This is a genomic window from Bacteroides clarus YIT 12056 (assembly GCF_900129655.1).
GTDB classification, from domain to species: domain Bacteria; phylum Bacteroidota; class Bacteroidia; order Bacteroidales; family Bacteroidaceae; genus Bacteroides; species Bacteroides clarus.
On the sequence record NZ_FQWK01000006.1, the window covers coordinates 235,977 to 254,320 of the forward strand.

At 46.9% G+C, this 18,344-nt stretch carries 17 protein-coding genes; 11 read left to right on the plus strand and 6 right to left on the minus strand.

Annotation, left to right across the window (positions count from 1 at the left end; translation table 11 throughout):
* The first annotated feature begins 341 nt into the window (after positions 1-341).
* From BUB52_RS12595 to BUB52_RS12630, 9 genes are all read left to right on the plus strand, one after another.
* A complete protein-coding gene (locus tag BUB52_RS12595; protein WP_039950197.1) occupies positions 342-2,351 on the plus strand; it encodes a transketolase family protein in 2,010 nt (669 codons plus the stop codon).
* A gap of 88 nt (positions 2,352-2,439) precedes the next feature.
* On the plus strand, positions 2,440-2,877 hold the full coding sequence (gene rpiB, locus BUB52_RS12600; protein WP_039950196.1) for a ribose 5-phosphate isomerase B: 438 nt from the start codon (positions 2,440-2,442) through the stop codon (positions 2,875-2,877).
* A gap of 264 nt (positions 2,878-3,141) precedes the next feature.
* Complete coding sequence (locus BUB52_RS12605; protein ID WP_009120598.1) at positions 3,142-4,545, plus strand: glycoside hydrolase family 28 protein; 1,404 nt, start codon at positions 3,142-3,144, stop codon at positions 4,543-4,545.
* A gap of 171 nt (positions 4,546-4,716) precedes the next feature.
* A complete protein-coding gene (locus tag BUB52_RS12610) occupies positions 4,717-4,992 on the plus strand; it encodes a tetratricopeptide repeat protein (RefSeq protein ID WP_009120597.1) in 276 nt (91 codons plus the stop codon).
* Positions 4,993-5,009: 17 nt separating this feature from the next.
* On the plus strand, positions 5,010-5,237 hold the full coding sequence (locus BUB52_RS12615; RefSeq protein ID WP_009120596.1) for a 4Fe-4S dicluster domain-containing protein: 228 nt from the start codon (positions 5,010-5,012) through the stop codon (positions 5,235-5,237).
* An 11-nt stretch (positions 5,238-5,248) separates the two neighbouring features.
* Complete coding sequence (locus tag BUB52_RS12620) at positions 5,249-6,334, plus strand: 3-methyl-2-oxobutanoate dehydrogenase subunit VorB (RefSeq protein ID WP_009120595.1); 1,086 nt, start codon at positions 5,249-5,251, stop codon at positions 6,332-6,334.
* Between the two features lie 61 nt (positions 6,335-6,395).
* A complete protein-coding gene (locus tag BUB52_RS15640) occupies positions 6,396-6,569 on the plus strand; it encodes a hypothetical protein (RefSeq protein ID WP_009120594.1) in 174 nt (57 codons plus the stop codon).
* Positions 6,570-6,581: 12 nt separating this feature from the next.
* Positions 6,582-7,343, plus strand: a complete 762-nt coding sequence (locus BUB52_RS12625; protein ID WP_009120593.1) for a thiamine pyrophosphate-dependent enzyme — start codon at positions 6,582-6,584, stop codon at positions 7,341-7,343.
* Positions 7,344-7,365: 22 nt separating this feature from the next.
* Positions 7,366-7,908 (plus strand): 2-oxoacid:acceptor oxidoreductase family protein, encoded by a 543-nt coding sequence (locus BUB52_RS12630; protein ID WP_009120592.1) that lies wholly within the window; start codon positions 7,366-7,368, stop codon positions 7,906-7,908.
* Between the two features lie 118 nt (positions 7,909-8,026).
* On the opposite strand, the gene BUB52_RS12635 is transcribed toward BUB52_RS12630, so the two are convergent.
* The 5 genes from BUB52_RS12635 to BUB52_RS12655 form a co-directional block, all read right to left on the minus strand.
* Complete coding sequence (locus BUB52_RS12635; RefSeq protein ID WP_009120591.1) at positions 8,027-8,995, minus strand: hypothetical protein; 969 nt, start codon at positions 8,993-8,995, stop codon at positions 8,027-8,029.
* A 14-nt stretch (positions 8,996-9,009) separates the two neighbouring features.
* A complete protein-coding gene (locus BUB52_RS12640) occupies positions 9,010-9,771 on the minus strand; it encodes a hypothetical protein (RefSeq protein WP_009120590.1) in 762 nt (253 codons plus the stop codon).
* 34 nt (positions 9,772-9,805) lie between these two features.
* Positions 9,806-10,543 (minus strand): hypothetical protein, encoded by a 738-nt coding sequence (locus BUB52_RS12645; protein WP_009120589.1) that lies wholly within the window; start codon positions 10,541-10,543, stop codon positions 9,806-9,808.
* A gap of 28 nt (positions 10,544-10,571) precedes the next feature.
* On the minus strand, positions 10,572-11,225 hold the full coding sequence (locus BUB52_RS12650) for a response regulator (protein WP_009120588.1): 654 nt from the start codon (positions 11,223-11,225) through the stop codon (positions 10,572-10,574).
* 104 nt (positions 11,226-11,329) lie between these two features.
* On the minus strand, positions 11,330-13,231 hold the full coding sequence (locus BUB52_RS12655) for a tetratricopeptide repeat-containing sensor histidine kinase (protein WP_009120587.1): 1,902 nt from the start codon (positions 13,229-13,231) through the stop codon (positions 11,330-11,332).
* Between the two features lie 185 nt (positions 13,232-13,416).
* Between BUB52_RS12655 and BUB52_RS12660 the strand changes: the two genes are divergently transcribed.
* Together BUB52_RS12660 and BUB52_RS12665 are read left to right on the plus strand one after the other, a co-directional pair.
* Positions 13,417-15,501 carry a putative porin gene (locus BUB52_RS12660; RefSeq protein ID WP_009120586.1) on the plus strand — a complete coding sequence of 695 codons (2,085 nt, stop codon included), beginning with the start codon at positions 13,417-13,419 and terminating at the stop codon, positions 15,499-15,501.
* A 14-nt stretch (positions 15,502-15,515) separates the two neighbouring features.
* Positions 15,516-16,331: a transporter substrate-binding domain-containing protein gene (locus tag BUB52_RS12665; protein ID WP_009120585.1), complete on the plus strand. Its 816-nt coding sequence runs from the start codon at positions 15,516-15,518 to the stop codon at positions 16,329-16,331.
* A 74-nt stretch (positions 16,332-16,405) separates the two neighbouring features.
* On the opposite strand, the gene BUB52_RS12670 is transcribed toward BUB52_RS12665, so the two are convergent.
* Positions 16,406-18,337 carry an NAD(+) synthase gene (locus BUB52_RS12670; protein ID WP_009120584.1) on the minus strand — a complete coding sequence of 644 codons (1,932 nt, stop codon included), beginning with the start codon at positions 18,335-18,337 and terminating at the stop codon, positions 16,406-16,408.
* Between the last annotated feature and the right edge of the window lie 7 nt (positions 18,338-18,344).

Sequence of the window (18,344 nt, forward strand, 5' to 3'; positions counted from 1 at the left end):
AAAGGCCGTAGGAAAAATTATTACTTCCTTACGGATAACAGGCCTTAATTTCTTTTAAAACCCCGGCAAAGTGAAATCAATACTTCTCAAAGAGATAAAAATCAATAAAGAAGTTCTGAAAATAAAACTCCCCGCCCAATCGGTTGTTACCCTTGAGTTACAGTAAATCAACCGCAAAGACTTATTGTAATTAAAACAAGAAGCGGGTGACGGGTGCAAGAAAAAAGAGCGACTTTCTATGTTGCGGATTAGACATAAAGAGTTATCTTTGTCCTGTTAAAATTAACAAGCAAGAAATCAACCCGCTTAAAGAGTATTCAAATTATAATTATTTTAATAATATGAACGACAAGAAACTTATGAACCTTGCAGCGGACAACATCCGTATCCTTGCTGCTTCTATGGTCGAAAAAGCCAACTCCGGACATCCCGGTGGCGCTATGGGTGGTGCCGACTTTGTGAATGTACTCTTCTCCGAGTTCTTAGTATACGATCCTGAGAATCCCGCCTGGGAAGGTCGCGACCGCTTCTTCCTTGACCCGGGACACATGTCACCGATGCTTTATTCCACATTGGCGCTGGCAGGCAAGTTCACGCTGGATGAGCTGAAAGAGTTCCGTCAATGGGGCAGCCCCACTCCGGGACATCCCGAACGCGACATCATGCGCGGCATTGAAAACACCTCCGGCCCGTTGGGACAAGGACACACCTTTGCCGTCGGAGCAGCCATCGCCGCCAAGTTCATGAAGGCTCGTTTTGAAGAAGTAATGAACCAGACTATTTACGCATATATCTCCGACGGTGGTATTCAGGAAGAAATTTCACAGGGCGCAGGCCGTATTGCCGGTGCGCTGGGTCTGGACAACCTCATCATGTTCTATGACGCCAACGACATCCAGCTTTCCACCGAAACGAAAGATGTAACCATCGAAGATACCGCCAAGAAATACGAGGCATGGGGCTGGAAAGTCATCAAAATCGACGGTAACGACGCAGATGCCATCCGCGGTGCACTCAACGAGGCTAAAGCCGAGGCAGAGCGTCCTACACTGATTATCGGCCATACCGTTATGGGTAAAGGCGCGCGCAAGGCGGACGGCAGCAGCTATGAAGCCAACTGCGCTACCCACGGCGCTCCTTTAGGCGGCGACGCTTACGTAAACACAATCAAGAATCTGGGTGGTAACCCGGAAAATCCGTTCACAGTCTTCCCGGAAGTGGCCGAACTTTATGCTAAACGCGCTGCCGAATTGAAGAGCATCATGGCAGAGAAATATGCAGTCAAAGCCGCATGGGCAAAAGCCAATCCTGAAAAGGCGGCCAAACTGGAACTGTTCTTCTCCGGCAAGGCTCCCGAAGTGAACTGGGCTGCTATCGAGCAGAAAGCCAACGTGGCTACACGTGCCGCATCGGCCACCGTGCTCGGCGCTCTTGCCACTCAGGTAGAGAACATGGTTGTCGCTTCCGCCGACTTGTCCAACTCCGACAAGACCGACGGTTTCTTGAAAAAGACTCACGCCTTCAAGAAAGGCGATTTCAGCGGCGCATTCTTCCAGGCAGGCGTATCGGAACTGACAATGGCATGCTGCTGTATCGGTATGGCGCTGCACGGCGGTATCATCCCCGCTTGCGGAACGTTCTTCGTATTCTCCGACTATATGAAGCCTGCCGTACGTATGGCTGCCCTGATGGAAATTCCCGTAAAATTCATCTGGACACACGACGCATTCCGCGTAGGAGAAGACGGTCCTACTCACGAACCGGTAGAACAGGAAGCCCAAATCCGCCTGATGGAAAAACTGAAGAACCACAAGGGACATAATTCTATGCTGGTACTCCGTCCCGCCGATGCGGAAGAAACAACCGTAGCATGGAAACTCGCAATGGATAATATGTCTACTCCGACAGCTCTGATATTCTCCCGCCAGAACATCGTCAACCTGCCCGCAGGCAACGATTACAGTCAGGCGGCCAAAGGCGCTTACATCGTAGCAGGCTCGGACGAGAATCCGGACATCACCCTCGTCGCTTCAGGTTCCGAAGTGGCTACGCTGGTGGCAGGTGCGGAACTGCTGCGTAAAGACGGTATCAAACTGCGTATCGTATCCGCTCCGTCCGAAGGACTGTTCCGCAGTCAGGCTCCGGGCTATCAGGAAAGCATTATTCCGGCAGATGCAAAAGTATTCGGTCTGACCGCCGGCCTGCCCGTTACGCTGGAAGGCTTGGTAGGCGCCCACGGTAAGGTTTGGGGACTGGAATCGTTCGGTTTCTCCGCTCCTTACAAAGTATTGGACGAAAAGCTGGGCTTTACGGCAGAGAACGTATACAAGCAGGTAAAAGCAATGATTTAATAAACAAGCGATAAAACGGTAAGGTGATAAAACGATGGAACTGTCACCTGCCGTTTTATCACTTATCACTCTATCACTTTATTTTTATATGAAAACTATTGGACTTTGTTCCGACCACGCCGGATTCGAACTGAAAGAGTACGTTCGCGGTTGGCTGGAAGTAAAAGGCTGGCCTTACAAAGATTACGGAACCTACTCCGCCGAGAGTTGCGATTATCCCGACTTCGCCCACCAACTGGCACAAGCTGTCGAGGCAGGCGAATGTTATCCGGGAATTGCCATCTGCGGTAGCGGAAACGGCATCAACATGACACTCAACAAACATCAAGGCGTTCGTGCCGCCCTTTGCTGGACTGCGGAAATCGCTCATCTGGCACGCCAGCATAATGATGCCAATGTCCTTGTCATGCCGGGTCGTTTCATCGGCACGGAAGAGGCGGATATGATTATGACCGAATTCTTCAACACCGCGTTTGAGGGCGGACGTCACCAACGGAGAATAGACAAGATACCGGTACAAGGATAATCTCCGGAATAAGGGAAGCCCTTAACCTGTTATTTTCATCTCGCGAGACGGAATTATTCATCCCGTGAAATGAAAAAAATCATCCTGTGAGACGATTTATTTCCTCTCACAGGATGATTTTTTTCATCTTAGGGGACGGATTTCTCCTCACCTAAATCAATTATTACACACTTTCAATCAAAAACTAACCTTTATCATTTGGAGAGTTTTCCTACTTTTGTCAACGTAATCTAATTACCATTTAAGAACATAAAAGAAAAACGCATGAAGAAAGTAATCGGAATCATCTCCCTGCTTCTATCGGTAACTTTGGCAACTGCCAATCCGATAGATTTTGACAAAGCCTTCAAGGAAAGCGCCAACATCGAAAAACAAATCAAGAGAACGTCTTTCCCCGACCGCACCTATCTCATCACAGATTTTGGCGCAAAGCCCGATACGCCGGATGAACCTTGTCATGAGGCTATCAACCAGGCCATCGTAACATGCAGCCTGAACGGTGGCGGAACAGTCGTAGTACCCAAAGGGACTTTCCATACCGGCCCTGTCACCTTAAAGAGCAATGTGAATTTTCATGTGGAAGAAGGTGCCGTATTGAAATTCTCTACCGATCAAAGCCTTTACTTTCCCGCCGTCATTACCCGCTGGGAAGGTTTGGACTGCTATAATGCCCGTCCGCTGATATATGCGTACGGCGAAACCAACATCGCCATCACCGGTAAAGGTACAATTGACGGACAAGGTTCCAATGAAACCTGGTGGTCTATGTGCGGCGCTCCACGCTACGGCTGGAAGGAAGGGATGGTTGCCCAACGCAACGGCGGACGCGAACGTCTGTTGATGTATGGTGAAACCTCTACTCCCATCTACAAACGTATCATGAAGCCCGAAGACGGTATGCGCCCGCAACTCATCAACCTCTATTCCTGCAATACGGTATTAATAGAAGATGTAACCCTGCTGAACTCTCCGTTCTGGGTTATCCACCCGTTGTTTTGCGAAAGCCTCATCGTACGTGGTGTACACGTTTTCAACCGTGGCCCCAACGGAGATGGCTGCGACCCGGAATCTTGCAAAAACGTGCTGATAGAAAACTGTACTTTCGATACGGGTGACGACTGTATAGCCATTAAATCCGGACGTAACCAAGACGGCCGCAAATGGAACATCCCCAGCGAGAATATCATAGTACGCAGCTGTTTCATGAAAAACGGTCATGGCGGTGTAGTCATCGGCAGCGAAATATCCGGTGGTTACCGTAACCTGTTCGTAGAGAACTGCCGCATGGACAGTCCGGATTTGGATCGCGTAATCCGCATCAAGACCAGTACTTGCCGAGGCGGACTGATAGAGAATGTATTTGTGCGTAACGTCACTGTCGGCCAGTGTCGCGAAGCAGTACTCCGCATCAATCTGCAATACGAAAACCGTGAAAAGTGTAACCGTGGCTATGCTCCTACCGTACGCAACGTACACCTCAAAAATGTAACCTGCGAAAAGAGTAAGCTCGGTGTCCTCATCATCGGACTCGACGATGATAAGCACGTTTATAACGTAAGTGTGGAAGACTCCCGCTTTAACAATGTGGAAAAAGGCGGTAATCAAATAAAAGGAGCAAAAGACATTACGTTCAAGAATTTATATATAAACGGAGAACTTGTAAAGTAAGACAACCACATTTTCATATAGTTCAGCCCGGAACCTTTACATTGTGACAAAAAGCAATAAAGATTCCGGGCTATTTATTCCCCTTGTTTTCTTATTTTTAGCAAATAAGTTGCATATTGTCTTTAAATAAAAACTATCTTTGTACTTCAATAATCCGGAACTCAGAATGATATGGAGCAATTAAATACCATAAAAGAGCTTATCAATCAGGGAAATGTAGAGCAGGCTATCCTCCAGCTTGACGAAATACTTCAAACCGATTTTCCCGAAAAAGACGAAGCCTATTACCTCCGGGGGAATGCTTACCGCAAGCAGAGCAACTGGCAGCAGGCGCTGAATAACTACCAATATGCCATTGACCTCAATCCGGACAGTCCCGCCCGGCAAGCCCGCAACATGGTGATGGACATTCTGAACTTCTTTCATAAGGATATGTACAATCAATAAATAAAAGAACGTAAATTATGGCAAAAATCAAAGGAGCAATCGTAGTAGACACCGAACGTTGCAAAGGCTGCAACCTGTGTGCCGTGGCTTGTCCGCTCAATGTAATAGCCCTCACCAAAGAGGTGAATGTAAAAGGGTATAACTATGCCCACCAGATATTGGAAGATACCTGTAACGGATGCAGTTCTTGCGCAACCGTATGTCCGGACGGATGTATCTCGGTTTATAAAGTAAAAGTAGAATAAATAAGAAGAATATGGCAGAAGAAGTTGTATTAATGAAAGGAAACGAAGCCATCGCCCACGCAGCCATTCGCTGTGGTGCCGACGGATACTTCGGCTATCCTATTACTCCCCAATCGGAAGTATTGGAAACACTTGCCGAACTGAAACCCTGGGAAACCACCGGCATGGTAGTACTCCAGGCAGAAAGTGAAGTGGCAGCTATTAATATGGTATACGGTGGCGCCGGAAGCGGAAAAATGGTAATGACCTCTTCATCCAGCCCCGGTGTCAGCCTCAAGCAGGAAGGAATTTCCTACATTGCAGGAGCCGAATTACCGTGCCTGATTGTAAACGTGATGCGCGGCGGTCCCGGCCTCGGAACCATTCAGCCGAGCCAGGCCGACTATTTCCAGACCGTAAAAGGCGGCGGTCACGGTGACTATCGTCTCATCGCCCTTGCCCCTGCTTCCGTGCAGGAAATGGCGGACTTCGTAAGTTTGGGTTTTGAACTTGCCTTCAAGTACCGCAACCCGGCTATCATCCTTGCCGACGGTGTAATCGGTCAGATGATGGAAAAAGTAGTGCTCCCCGTACAGAAGCCTCGCCGTACGGATGCCGAAGTTATCGAGCAATGCCCATGGGCCACTACCGGCAGAACCAACGGCCGCAAGCCCAATGTCATTACCTCTCTGGAACTGAAACCGGAAGAAATGGAGAAAAACAATATCCGTTTCCAAGCCAAATACAAAGAAATCGAAGAAAACGAAGTACGTTTCGAAGAGATTCACTGCGACGATGCCGAATACCTGATTGTAGCGTTCGGCTCTATGGCACGTATCGGCCAGAAGGCCATGGAACTGGCTCGTGAAGAGGGTATCAAGGTCGGAATGCTTCGTCCTATCACCCTGTGGCCGTTCCCGACCAAAGCCATTGCCGCCTATGCCGACAAAGTAAAAGGCATGCTGGTCACCGAGTTGAATGCAGGACAGATGATTGAGGATGTCCGCCTGGCCGTAAACGGAAAAGTGAAAGTGGAACATTTCGGACGCCTCGGCGGTATCGTCCCCGATCCGGATGAGATTGTTACGGCACTTGCCAAATTAAAAAATGAGAATTGAGAAGTAAGAAATCTCAGTAACTCTATTTGTATTTTTTAATTTTTAATTCTCAATTTAAGAAATGAATCCTGATAAAATAAGAAACGTACTGAATATTCTCTTCATGGTACTTGCTCTGGCAGCCATCATCGTATATTTTGTGGCAAAAGACGACTTCAAGCTGTTTATATACGTTTGCGGCGCTGCCATATTCGTCAAGCTCATGGAGTTTTTCATACGGTTCACCAACAGATAAGGAGAAGTGATTATGACAAAAGAAGATATTATCAAACCTGAGAACCTGGTTGCCAAGAAACCGACTCTGATGAACGATAATCCCATGCATTACTGCCCGGGATGCAGCCACGGTGTGGTTCATAAACTGATTGCCGAAGTAATCGAAGAAATGGGACTGGAAGATAAAGCCGTAGGTATCTCCCCTGTGGGATGCGCCGTATTTATCTACAACTATATAGATATCGATTGGCAGGAAGCCGCTCACGGACGTGCTCCCGCACTTGCCACCGCTATCAAGCGCCTGTGGCCGGACCGTCTGGTATTTACCTACCAGGGCGACGGTGATTTGGCCTGTATCGGTACCGCCGAAACAATTCATGCGCTGAACCGCGGCGAGAATATAACCATTGTTTTCATCAACAACGCCATCTACGGTATGACCGGCGGACAAATGGCTCCTACTACCCTTGTGGGCATGAAGACTTCTACCAGCCCCTACGGACGCGACGTGCATTTGCACGGTTATCCTCTGAAGATAGCCGACATTGCCGCCCAACTGGAAGGTACGGCTTACGTCACCCGCCAAAGTGTGGAAACCGTTCCCGCCATCCGCAAGGCGAAGAAAGCTATCCGCAAGGCATTCGAGAACTCCATGGCAGGCAAAGGCTCCAACCTCGTAGAGATTGTTTCCACCTGTAACTCCGGCTGGAAGATGTCTCCGGAAAAATCAAACAAATGGATGCAGGAGAATATGTTCCCCTTCTATCCGTTAGGTGACTTGAAAGATAAATAATGATGCTAAAAACAGAAGAACAATGAAAGAAGAAATCATTATAGCAGGCTTCGGCGGACAAGGTGTATTGTCCATGGGTAAGATTTTGGCATACTCCGGACTGATGGAAGGCAAAGAGGTTACCTGGATGCCGGCTTACGGCCCGGAACAACGCGGCGGTACGGCAAACGTAACCGTGATTGTAAGTGACGAGAAAATCTCCTCACCTATTCTGAGCAAATACGACGCGGCTATCATCCTGAACCAACCCTCGCTGGAGAAGTTCGAGAGTAAGGTAAAGCCCGGCGGCGTACTTATCTACGACGGCTACGGCATTATCAACCCGCCCACACGTAAGGATATCCACATTTACCGCATCGACGCTATGGATGCCGCCAATGAGATGAACAACGCCAAAGCATTCAACATGATTGTACTGGGCGGTCTGTTGAAGATTGCTCCGATCGTGACTTTGGAAAACGTTATCAAGGGATTGAAAAAGACACTCCCCGAACGTCATCATCACCTGATACCGATGAATGAAGAGGCCATCAAGCGTGGTATGGAGCTGATTAAAGAGGTATAAAGTACCTAAACGATAAACGGATGATGCTTTCTTAAAGGAAACATCATCCGTTTTTTCTTACCCGCCTATTCGGGGAGTTTTATAATAATAGTCAAGTCTGATACGTTAATGGCCGACATCAGTTATAAGGACAAACTCCCGTATCACGCATCTTGCATCTGGAGTTTGTAATCTTACATATTCCTCTTCCGTTAATTACATCATCTGTCAGGTTATCGCAAGTCACTTTATACTTATCCTTACCACCTGTATTGCCGGTAGCCGCAAGCACTACATAAAGAATAAGAAGCGCGATCGCCACAAATATCAATATCCAGGTAATGGTGAAAACGGCATACGTAGTCAATATCATATAACCCCACCGCCACATCAGTCGCTTCCTGTCCTCGGGTACCGCACTACGTATTTGATACAAAGCGTAACCAATCAATGCAAGGGCGGAAATCCCCACCAGCCAGCCAATCATATCCTGGCTGTCCGAACCGAGCCACTGCGAAAAGACCGCGACAACGCCCAGTACGGCACCTACCCAGTAATAACTCTTTGACTCCGGCACGACATCCACTCCCGACATTTCGTACAAACGGTTGGGAACAAAATTACTCCATTTGGTGAATGACAAGATTACCGCAACAAAAGACAAGACGACAAGTACCAATAATCCGCCGCACAGCGCAGCAAGATTTACCGCTATGTCATAAAAAAGACGCCAGGTTTCCGCTTTCTTATTTTCCGCCCGGCCGCAACTCAGAATACGGCATACAATGCGCCAAACGGGATAGACCAGGGTCAACGCCACACATATCCCTGCAACCCAATAAAGCTGCGTATCCGCAGGAGTCTCGTCCATAAAAAGCAATGCGCCGGAAAGCAAACCTGCCATCATCATTATAAAGCCCAGTACACCTGTTATAATCAATGTACGAAGAGAACGGAAGCTGAATGAAGAGACAATCTCCGTACCCGCTTTCTTATTGAACCAACTTTTTATCTTACCGAACCTCAAAAACAAGAGGCATGAAAAAACAAAGCCGCACAACCCTAATATTTGGGAAAGTAAAGCCAACAATACGATTAAAATTTCCATATTACTTCATTCTATTATTCGTAATAAGTAATGCTACGTTCCGCAATACCATAAGGCTGCCCGTTAAGGGTTATCACCATGCGTGTCCAGTTGCCCCGGTCGTCTGTTTCCGTATAGTCATAGGAAACTTCATTATCATCGGACGATACGCAGGTTTCCAACCAGCCTTTTTCATTATAGGTGTACTCTTTAACGGTCAGGTATTCATCCATCTCACTGTAAGCGGATTCTTTAAGTACGCGTCCCCGAGCGTCTTTCACTACATAATCACGTTCCGTATCTCCATGCTCTATGCGATTACCGTCCGCATACTCTATCTTTGAGGCATCCGCCGGATACTCATTGGTAGTCTTATCACCGTCTATATACATATCTTCGATTGTATTCGCCAAATTACCGCCTTGATAGATATACTTACGGTCGGTAACCATTTCACCGTTCCGGAAGAGTTTCTCGTTGCTGACATTTCCGTCTTGGTAATCATAGACTGTGATGTACTTAACGGCATCCACCACGCTTATTACAGAGTCGAGCTGTCCAGCTGCGCTATAAATCCGGGTGTCTTCTTGCGGAAAGAAATCCGTTTCCCGATAAACGTCCGGTTTGCCGTTCTTTACTATTTTATCGCCTTGCGCCTTCGCGTTATAAATCAAAGTCTGAACCTTATGTACCTTACCGTTCAGTCCTTCCCGGCCCGTACTATTTCCGTTTTGTGTAGATACGCCACCGCAAGCGGTCAGCGCAATGGCTGCCGCCGTCATTAAAAGTCTGTTCATATTTGCCTGCTTTTTTTATTAAGTAACCGTACGTTTAGAAACCATAGGCTTGTTTACGTATCGCCATATAGTCTTTCTCCGCCAGAAACACAATCTTGGCAAACTCCGTAAAGTCGTAAGTATGGCAGTTAATGTAAACGGGAGCGCCTTCACTATGGCAGGGCACACCGGCTTGAATCATCTGTCCGGGAGCATACTCGGCCTTCAAGGAACTGTTATAAGAATTACTGTTGAAAGGGTTCAACTGTCCGAGTTCAATCAAATGGTCATTGGCTTTCATCAAGGCGAAATACAGACGGGTGTCTTTCAACGGATATTCGCCTTCGGCGCATTTACGTTTGGTTTCGCGTACTACAATATCCCGTTTGGGAGTTACCGTAACCCGTACAATTATACTGCCAGCCTCTCTGCCGGCATGATATTCCGCCACTTTAGCACCTGTTACCTGAAAGTCGGGATATACGTCTCCGGTACAAACGATTTCGCGTCCCACGAGTTTCTCACCCTCTTCCGCCGCCTTCTGATAACTCCTGGCCGCATATTCATCAAACTCTTTCAGTTTCTTTTGATAACGGTCTAAATCATCCTCTTTGCGCAAGCTTTCATCCAACGCTTTTTTCTTAGCTGCCACCTCTACGAATATGGCGGGTACACGCCCCAAAGGCGTATCACTACTTGCGGCCGAACCCGAAGCGGCACCACCGCACGCTGACAACACAACCAGTCCGCAGAACATTGCGGACAAAGTTATAACCGTAAACTTTTTCATCATATCAAACTATTTTAAATGAGTAATGTCGTCAGCATTTACGGATAGGGATAATCCCTTTGGAGATAGCCGTCATAATCAGGTCTGCCACATTCCGGGCATCCAATTTATCCATCAGATGGCGCCGGTGTGTATCGACCGTATTGGTAGAGACACAAAGTTCCTGGGCTATCTCCTGCGTATTCTTACCCTCGGAGATGCGTTTCAGCACATCGAGTTCACGCAAGGTCAGCTCTTCACGCCGCCCTTCGTCCGAACGCTTCATCTGTGCGCGCACATGCTCGGCATAAGGACAATAGTACGTTTCGCCATCCAGCACACGGCGAATGGCTTCGGCTATTTTTGTAGAATCAATGGATTTAAACAGAATACCGTCTACCGAGCACTGTATCAAGTTCTTGATAAACCAGATTTCCTCGTGCATGGTATTCACAATGATACGCGCTTGCGGGTCTTTCTCCCGTATTCGCACAATGATATCCATCCCTGATATGTCGGGCAACTCCATATCCAACACGAAAAGATTGAAACGTTGAGATGCGATAAGAAGCAAAGCCTCTTGTCCCGACGATGCAGTACATACGTTTTTTATTTCCGGTAACGAACATTCCACTATCCGCTTCAAACCTTGAAGCACCAAATCATGGTCATCCACCAACAAAATGCGTATCTCTCTTTCTTTCATCAACCTATCTTTGTGTTCTAAATTATGTTGCAAAGAAATAGCATTTATTAATATGCGGCATCATCAAAAATAGTGATTTTACTCTCCGGCATAACGGTTTTCTATTAAATGGATAATGGTATTTCAAGCCTGAACTTTTGGCTTCCGTCCTGAATATTTACAGTAAACAAACCGCCGACGGTCTTCGCGCGTTCTTGGATGGTAGTAAGCCCGATACCCTTTGCCTGCACCTCACTACCACGATAGTTTTTACCGTTGTCCGAAACTTGCAGAGTCAGCAGTTTCCGTTTCAATGTGAGGGTCACATCTATCTCCGTAGCTCCGGAATGCTTCAGGATATTGGACAGTAATTCCTGCATGATGCGGTACACCTCATAAGACACTTCTTCGGGTACTTGGCTCCACTGCGTTTCTTCACTCTCTTTACTGAATGCGAGTTGTACGGATGCGGGCAGGACAAGCCGTTCCACATAAGCCTCTATCGTCTCGGCAAGAGTGGCAGACCGGAACTTAGGCGGCATCAATTCGTGGGAAATACAACGGACATCGCTACGTACCTGTTCCAGCAAAGCCAGGATTTCTTGTTTCGACTCGTCTGTGGGCTGCATGCATTGCATATTCATGCCAATGCCAAGCAGGTCGTTACATACGCCGTCGTGCAACTCCTTGGCAAGGCGCGTACGTTCGCGCTCCAATCCCTCTATATAACTTTGGGCAAGTTTCAATTCTTCCTCTTTCTTAATGCGCTTACGGCGGAAAACATAATAAAGCAGAAAGAGTATCAATATAAAGACCACGACAACGGTTACCATAATCCACCGCATGGTCTGCGCTTTCTGTTCCAACTGAACTTGATTCAAACGGACTATTTCAAGCTCCTTTTCCCTGGTATCGTATTTCACGGTCAGGTCGGACAGCTCTTTGCTGATATGCTCCGAATGCAGACTGTCACACACCCGGTAAGCCATATCGTAGTAATACATGGAGTTTTCGGGTTCCTGCAGGTCGCGATAGTTGCGCGCCATCATCAAATACAGTTTGTCCATAGGCAGATGCAATCCGGCTCCGCGATACTTCAACAATTTCTTCTGAATATTCAGGCTCTCGCGATACCTGCCTTGAGACATATAGATTAGGAACTGTTCTTCCAAAAATCCGAATACTTCCGTTGACTCTTCAGGTAATTGCGGTATGACAGCTTCCGCTTTTTCCATATATACGTCCAACGAATCACGATTGCCCAACGCCTTAAACATCTCAAGCATCACCGTATAGGCTTTCAGCACATATCTGGGTTTCTTCTGCCGGATACCTTCCGTCACTACGGCACGCAACATGCCTATTCCCTCGTCATGACGCCTTTGCAGAAAGTAAATGCTGCCACAAGAATAGTTGGCATATAATATCATATCCAAATCCTGACTTTTTGCCGCCGCCTCAACAGCACGTTTACCATAAGCGGTTCCCTCATCCAAACGACTTTGATTGGCATACAAAAGGGCAATGCCGCACAAAACCTGCGCCTGCTCGGAATAGTATTCGCGCCCTTCAAGCAAGTCCAAAGCCTCGTTATAATAAATAAGCGCGGAGTCCAGTTTTTCTTTTTGGCGACAGACCACTCCAAGGTTGGCGCTGACCGTTGCCCAAAGAGCAGTATCCCTCTGGCGAGCCGCTTCATCGTGAGCCATCGAAAAATAATGAAACGCCTTATCCAGATTGCCCGAAGAGAAATAAGCGTCGCCTAAATTACATAGCAACGACGCATACAAAGGGGAGTTCTTGGTCTGCAAAATTTCCAACCCTTCTTCTGCATAATAACGGCAACTATCCACCGAACGGTTCGAGTAATATTCACTCAACTCGCTGTATGCAGCGGCAATGCTGTCTTTGTCATTCAATTTCCCGGCACTGATAAGTTTTGCCTGATATTTTTCTAATTCCGCATCCTGGGCATACAAAAAAGGAGTAATGGCAAATACTCCCAAAAGAATAAACAGTGTTTTCATATAACGAATGGATTTTATCAAGCTGTCAACAATCAATTATAAAGCCAATACACATAATCAGATTGTACTATCTGTGCAAATATAAAAAACTCGGAACATACGACACTTCTGTTTACAAGAAAAAGAAGCAAAAAAGACTGAATTCCGTAAGCGAATAATTTTTTATTGTATCTTTGCGCCTAATTATGAGACGAATCGTACTGACATATATATTTCTATCTATTATAGGTATCTTGGGCGCCGTGGCGCAGACGACTCCTTTCAACCGTATGGATCCTACAACGGGACGCGACCAGTTCGGCAATCAGGTAGACCCCAACACGCTGCCGGATAACTTGGAAGACAGCACCAATACGGAAATCCAAAGTATTCCGCCCAAACTTTATATGTGGCGTCTGAGTGAGACCCTGGGTGACCGTACCATTATTCCCGCCGATACCGCCAATCTGAATTTCCAAAATACCAACCTGGTGGAAGGCATGTACGGACATTACAATTATTTGGGTAACCTGGGCTCTCCCCGCCTTTCACGTATCTTTTTCGAACGCAGAGATAATGAGCCGACCATCTTCATGGAACCTTTTTCCAGCTTCTTTGTCCGTCCCGATGAAGTAAAATTCACCAATAGTAACGTACCTTTCACCAACCTTACTTATTATAAAGCGGGAAATAAAGTCAACGGTGAAGAACGTTTCAAATCTTATTTCTCGGTAAATGCCAACAAACGCCTGGCTTTCGGCTTCAACATCGACTACCTGTACGGACGGGGATACTACCAGAATCAGTCCACATCAAACTTCAATGCCGGAATATTTGCCAGCTATATCGGCAATAAATACCAGATGCAGGCGGTGTACAACAACTTCATTATGAAGATGAACGAAAACGGCGGTATTCAGGACGACCGTTACATCACACGTCCGGAAGATATGGCGGAAGGTAAGAAAGAATACGAGTCTACCACCATCCCCGTTAATTTGGAACAGACGGCAAATAAAAACAAAGATTTCTATGTATACCTGACACACCGTTACCGGCTTGGTTTTACACGTGAGACAACAACCGTAGAAGATGCCAAAACTCCCGGTATAGCGGCAGCCAACGATAGCGTACCTCTGCCCAAGGATACGATTATAACCGAAGAGTTCGTTCCCGTCACCAGTTTCATACATACCATAAAGGTAGAACGGGCGCGCCACAAATTCTCATCCGCCAAAGAAACGGAAGAACAATATCCCAATGCTTATTTCGATGAAGTGGCCAGCCGGGACTCAACTACGGCTTTTAGTGTAAAGAACGTATTCGGCCTCGCCTTGCTCGAAGGTTTCAACAAATATGCCAAAGCCGGACTGACAGCCTACATATCACATAAATTCAGTCGTTATGAATTAATGGATACATTGTCGCGCACCCGTTTTGACGAACAGGAGATATTCGTAGGCGGTGAACTTGCCAAACGTCAAGGCAAAACGTTGCACTACAACGTAAACGGTGAAATAGGCATTATGGACAAGGCGCTCGGACAATTCCATGTCAATGCCGACCTCGATTTGAATTTTCGCCTTTGGAAAGATACCGTGAATTTCTATGCAAGAGGTTATGTAAGCAATACGTTGCCCTCTTTCTATATGCGTCATTACCATTCCAACCATTATTATTGGGACAATGAGAATATGAATAAGGAGTTCCGTACGCGTGTGGAAGGCGAATTGAATATAGACCGCTGGAAAACGAACCTGCGTGCCGGCGTAGAAAATATAAAGAACTACACTTATTTCAACCAAAGCGCGATGCCTGCACAAGAAAGCGGTAACATACAGGTACTCTCCGCCACTCTGAAACAAGATTTTCGTTTAGGCATCCTGCATCTGGATAATGAAGTGACCTGGCAGAAATCGAGCAATGAAACGGTACTGCCTCTGCCGCAACTCTCCTTATATCATAATCTGTATCTGCTTGCCAAAATAGCCAAGAAAGTACTAACCGTACAGCTTGGAGCGGACGTTCGGTATTTCACTAAATATAATGCGCCCGCCTATACTCCCGCTATCCAGCAGTTCCATCTTCAGGCGGCAGACGACCAGGTGGAGATTGGCGGTTATCCGATTGTAAACGTATACGCCAATCTGCATCTGAAACGGACTCGTATCTTTGCCATGATGTACCACGTCAATGCAGGAATGGGTAAAGGCAATTACTTCCTGGTACCGCACTACCCTATCAACCCTCGCTTGTTCAAGATTGGCGTTTCATGGAATTTCTATGACTAATACCGTTCTTTTATATGAAAAAGACCAAACTATTGAAGTATATCATTTTGGGAGCAGCAGCTGCACTTGTCGCCACATTCCTGCTGCCCAAGAAAGAAATCCGTAAAGGACATCCGCGTGATTATGCCGAAATAGTAGCGGACGGTACTCTCCGCGCGGCTACGGAATATAATTCCATCAGTTTTTATGTGGACGGAGACACTCTGTCCGGATTTCATTACGAATTGATAGAGGCTTTTGCCCGCGACCACGGTTTGAAGGTAGCCATTACTCCCGAAATGAGTTTTAATGAACGTCTGGAAGGTTTGGCAGACGGTAAGTTTGATGTCATAGCCTATGGCATCTTGGTAACCAGCGAATTAAAGGACTCCTTGCTCCTTACCTCTCCGATAGTCCTGAACAGGCAGGTATTGGTACAGCGAAAAACAGCCTCTCCCGATGACTCCCTATTTATCAAAAGCCAACTGGATTTAGCGGGAAAGACGCTGAACGTAGTAAAAGGTTCTCCTTCTATCCTGCGCATCCGCAACTTAGGAAACGAAATCGGCGACACCATCTATATAAAGGAAATAGAGAAATATGGTTCCGAACAACTTATCGCACTCGTTGCGCATGGTGACATTGATTACGCAGTATGCGACGAAAGCATCGCCCGTGCCGCCGCCGACAGCCTGCCGCAAATAGATATAAACACTGCCATCAGCTTTACCCAGTTCTACTCGTGGGGCGTAAGCAAACAATCTCCGGCACTTTTGGATAGCCTGAATACTTGGTTGGAGAAGTTTAAGAAAGGAAAAGAGTACGAGACAATCTACAAGAGATACTACTAAAGAGCGGCAAGCCGATTATTAAGCGTAACCGCTCTATATATACACTTTACGCATCCTATCCATTATCACGGTTTTCAACCGTTCAATGCATCAATCTCCCTCAGCCACATCTCCGAAGATGCGTCGCTCGGCATTCTCCAATCGCCGCGCGGACTGATGGAAATACTTCCCACTTTAGGGCCGTCCGGCAAACAGGAACGTTTGAACTGCTGGTTAAAGAAGCGGCGGCAGAAAGTCCGCAACCATTTCTTTATGGTTTCTTCATCATAAACGTCCTTAAACGTACGTGCGGCAAGGAAGAAAATCTTGGAAGGACGGAAACCGCAACGAAGGAAATAATAAAGGAAAAAATCGTGCAGTTCATACGGACCTACCAAGTCTTCCGTTATCTGCCTGATATTGCCATTTTCGTCTGCCGGTATCAATTCCGGGCTGATAGGAGTATCTACAATATCCAGTAGTGTAGCCCGGGATGTCTCGTCCATATCATTCTCGGCCACCCACTTCACCAAGTGTTTTACCAATGTTTTGGGAATACTTCCGTTAACGCCGTACATAGACATGTGGTCGCCATTGTATGTAGCCCATCCCAAAGCGAGCTCCGAAAGGTCACCCGTACCGATCACCATTCCCCAAGTCTGGTTGGCTATATCCATCAATATCTGCGTACGTTCACGCGCCTGCGAATTTTCATACACCACATCATGTACGTTTATATCATGGTCTATATCTTTAAAATGCTGTATACAGGCATCCTTTATACTGACTTCGCGCATGGTGACACCCAACGATGTCATCAGGTCGACGGCATTGGTATGCGTACGGTCGGTCGTGCCGAATCCCGGCATAGTCACGCCGATAATCCCCTTACGGTCCCAGCCCAGCTTATCAAAAGTTTTCACGCAAACCAACAATGCCAGCGTAGAGTCCAAACCGCCGGATATACCTACCACTGCACTCTTGGCATTGGTATGTACCAACCGCTGCGCCAATCCTGACACTTGTATAGAGAATATCTCCTCACAACGTTCATTCAAAGCAGGGCCTTGAGGAACAAACGGATGAGGGTCAAAAGTACGTGTCAGATTCAAATCTCCGGAATTGACATATTCCGTAGAGATACGTACCGGCACTTCCGGCGCGCAATTAGCGTGACAAGCTGTAAATGTAGTATTTACCCTGCGTTCTGTACGTATATGCTCCACATCAATCTCACTGATAACCACCTGCTCTCCAAAAGAGAAGCGTTCGCTGCTTGCCAGCAACGTACCGTTCTCATAAATCAATCCGTTGCCTGCAAAAACCACATCCGTAGTAGACTCTCCAAAACCGCACGAACTGAACACATATCCCGCAATACAACGAGCTGACTGCTGGCTGATAAGCGAACGGAGATAAGCGTGCTTGCCTATTCCCTCATTATCCGCCGACAGATTGAAAAGGATTTCCGCCCCCTGTAATGCCAGAGAAGAACTCGGCGGAATGGGAGCCCATAAGTCTTCACAAATCTCAATACCGAAAGTGGTATCCGCCGTCTCAAAAAGCAGGTTTCGCCCCATGGGAACTACTTGTCCGCACAGACGGGCGGTGGTTTCCGATACCTCACGCGCGGAAGTAAACCAACGCTTCTCGTAAAATTCCTTATAATTAGGAAGATAGGTTTTAGGAACGATTCCCAAGATCTTGCCTTTCTGTATAACTACCGCAGTATTCAGCAACACACCGTTCAAGGGTACAGGCATACCGAGAATGGATATTATATCCATCTGACGTGTATTGTTCAAGATTTGTATCAGCCCCATTTCGGCCTCTTCAAGCAGAAGTTGCTGAGCAAAAAGGTCAGCACATGTATATCCGGTAATGCACAACTCCGGAAAGGCTATTATCTGCACTCCTTTCCCATCGGCAATGATTATCTCTTTTTCAATTTGTCCGGCATTGAACTTACAGTCCGCTACCTTGACACGGGGTACAGCCGCCGCTACTTTGACATATCCGTAATTCATAAGAATC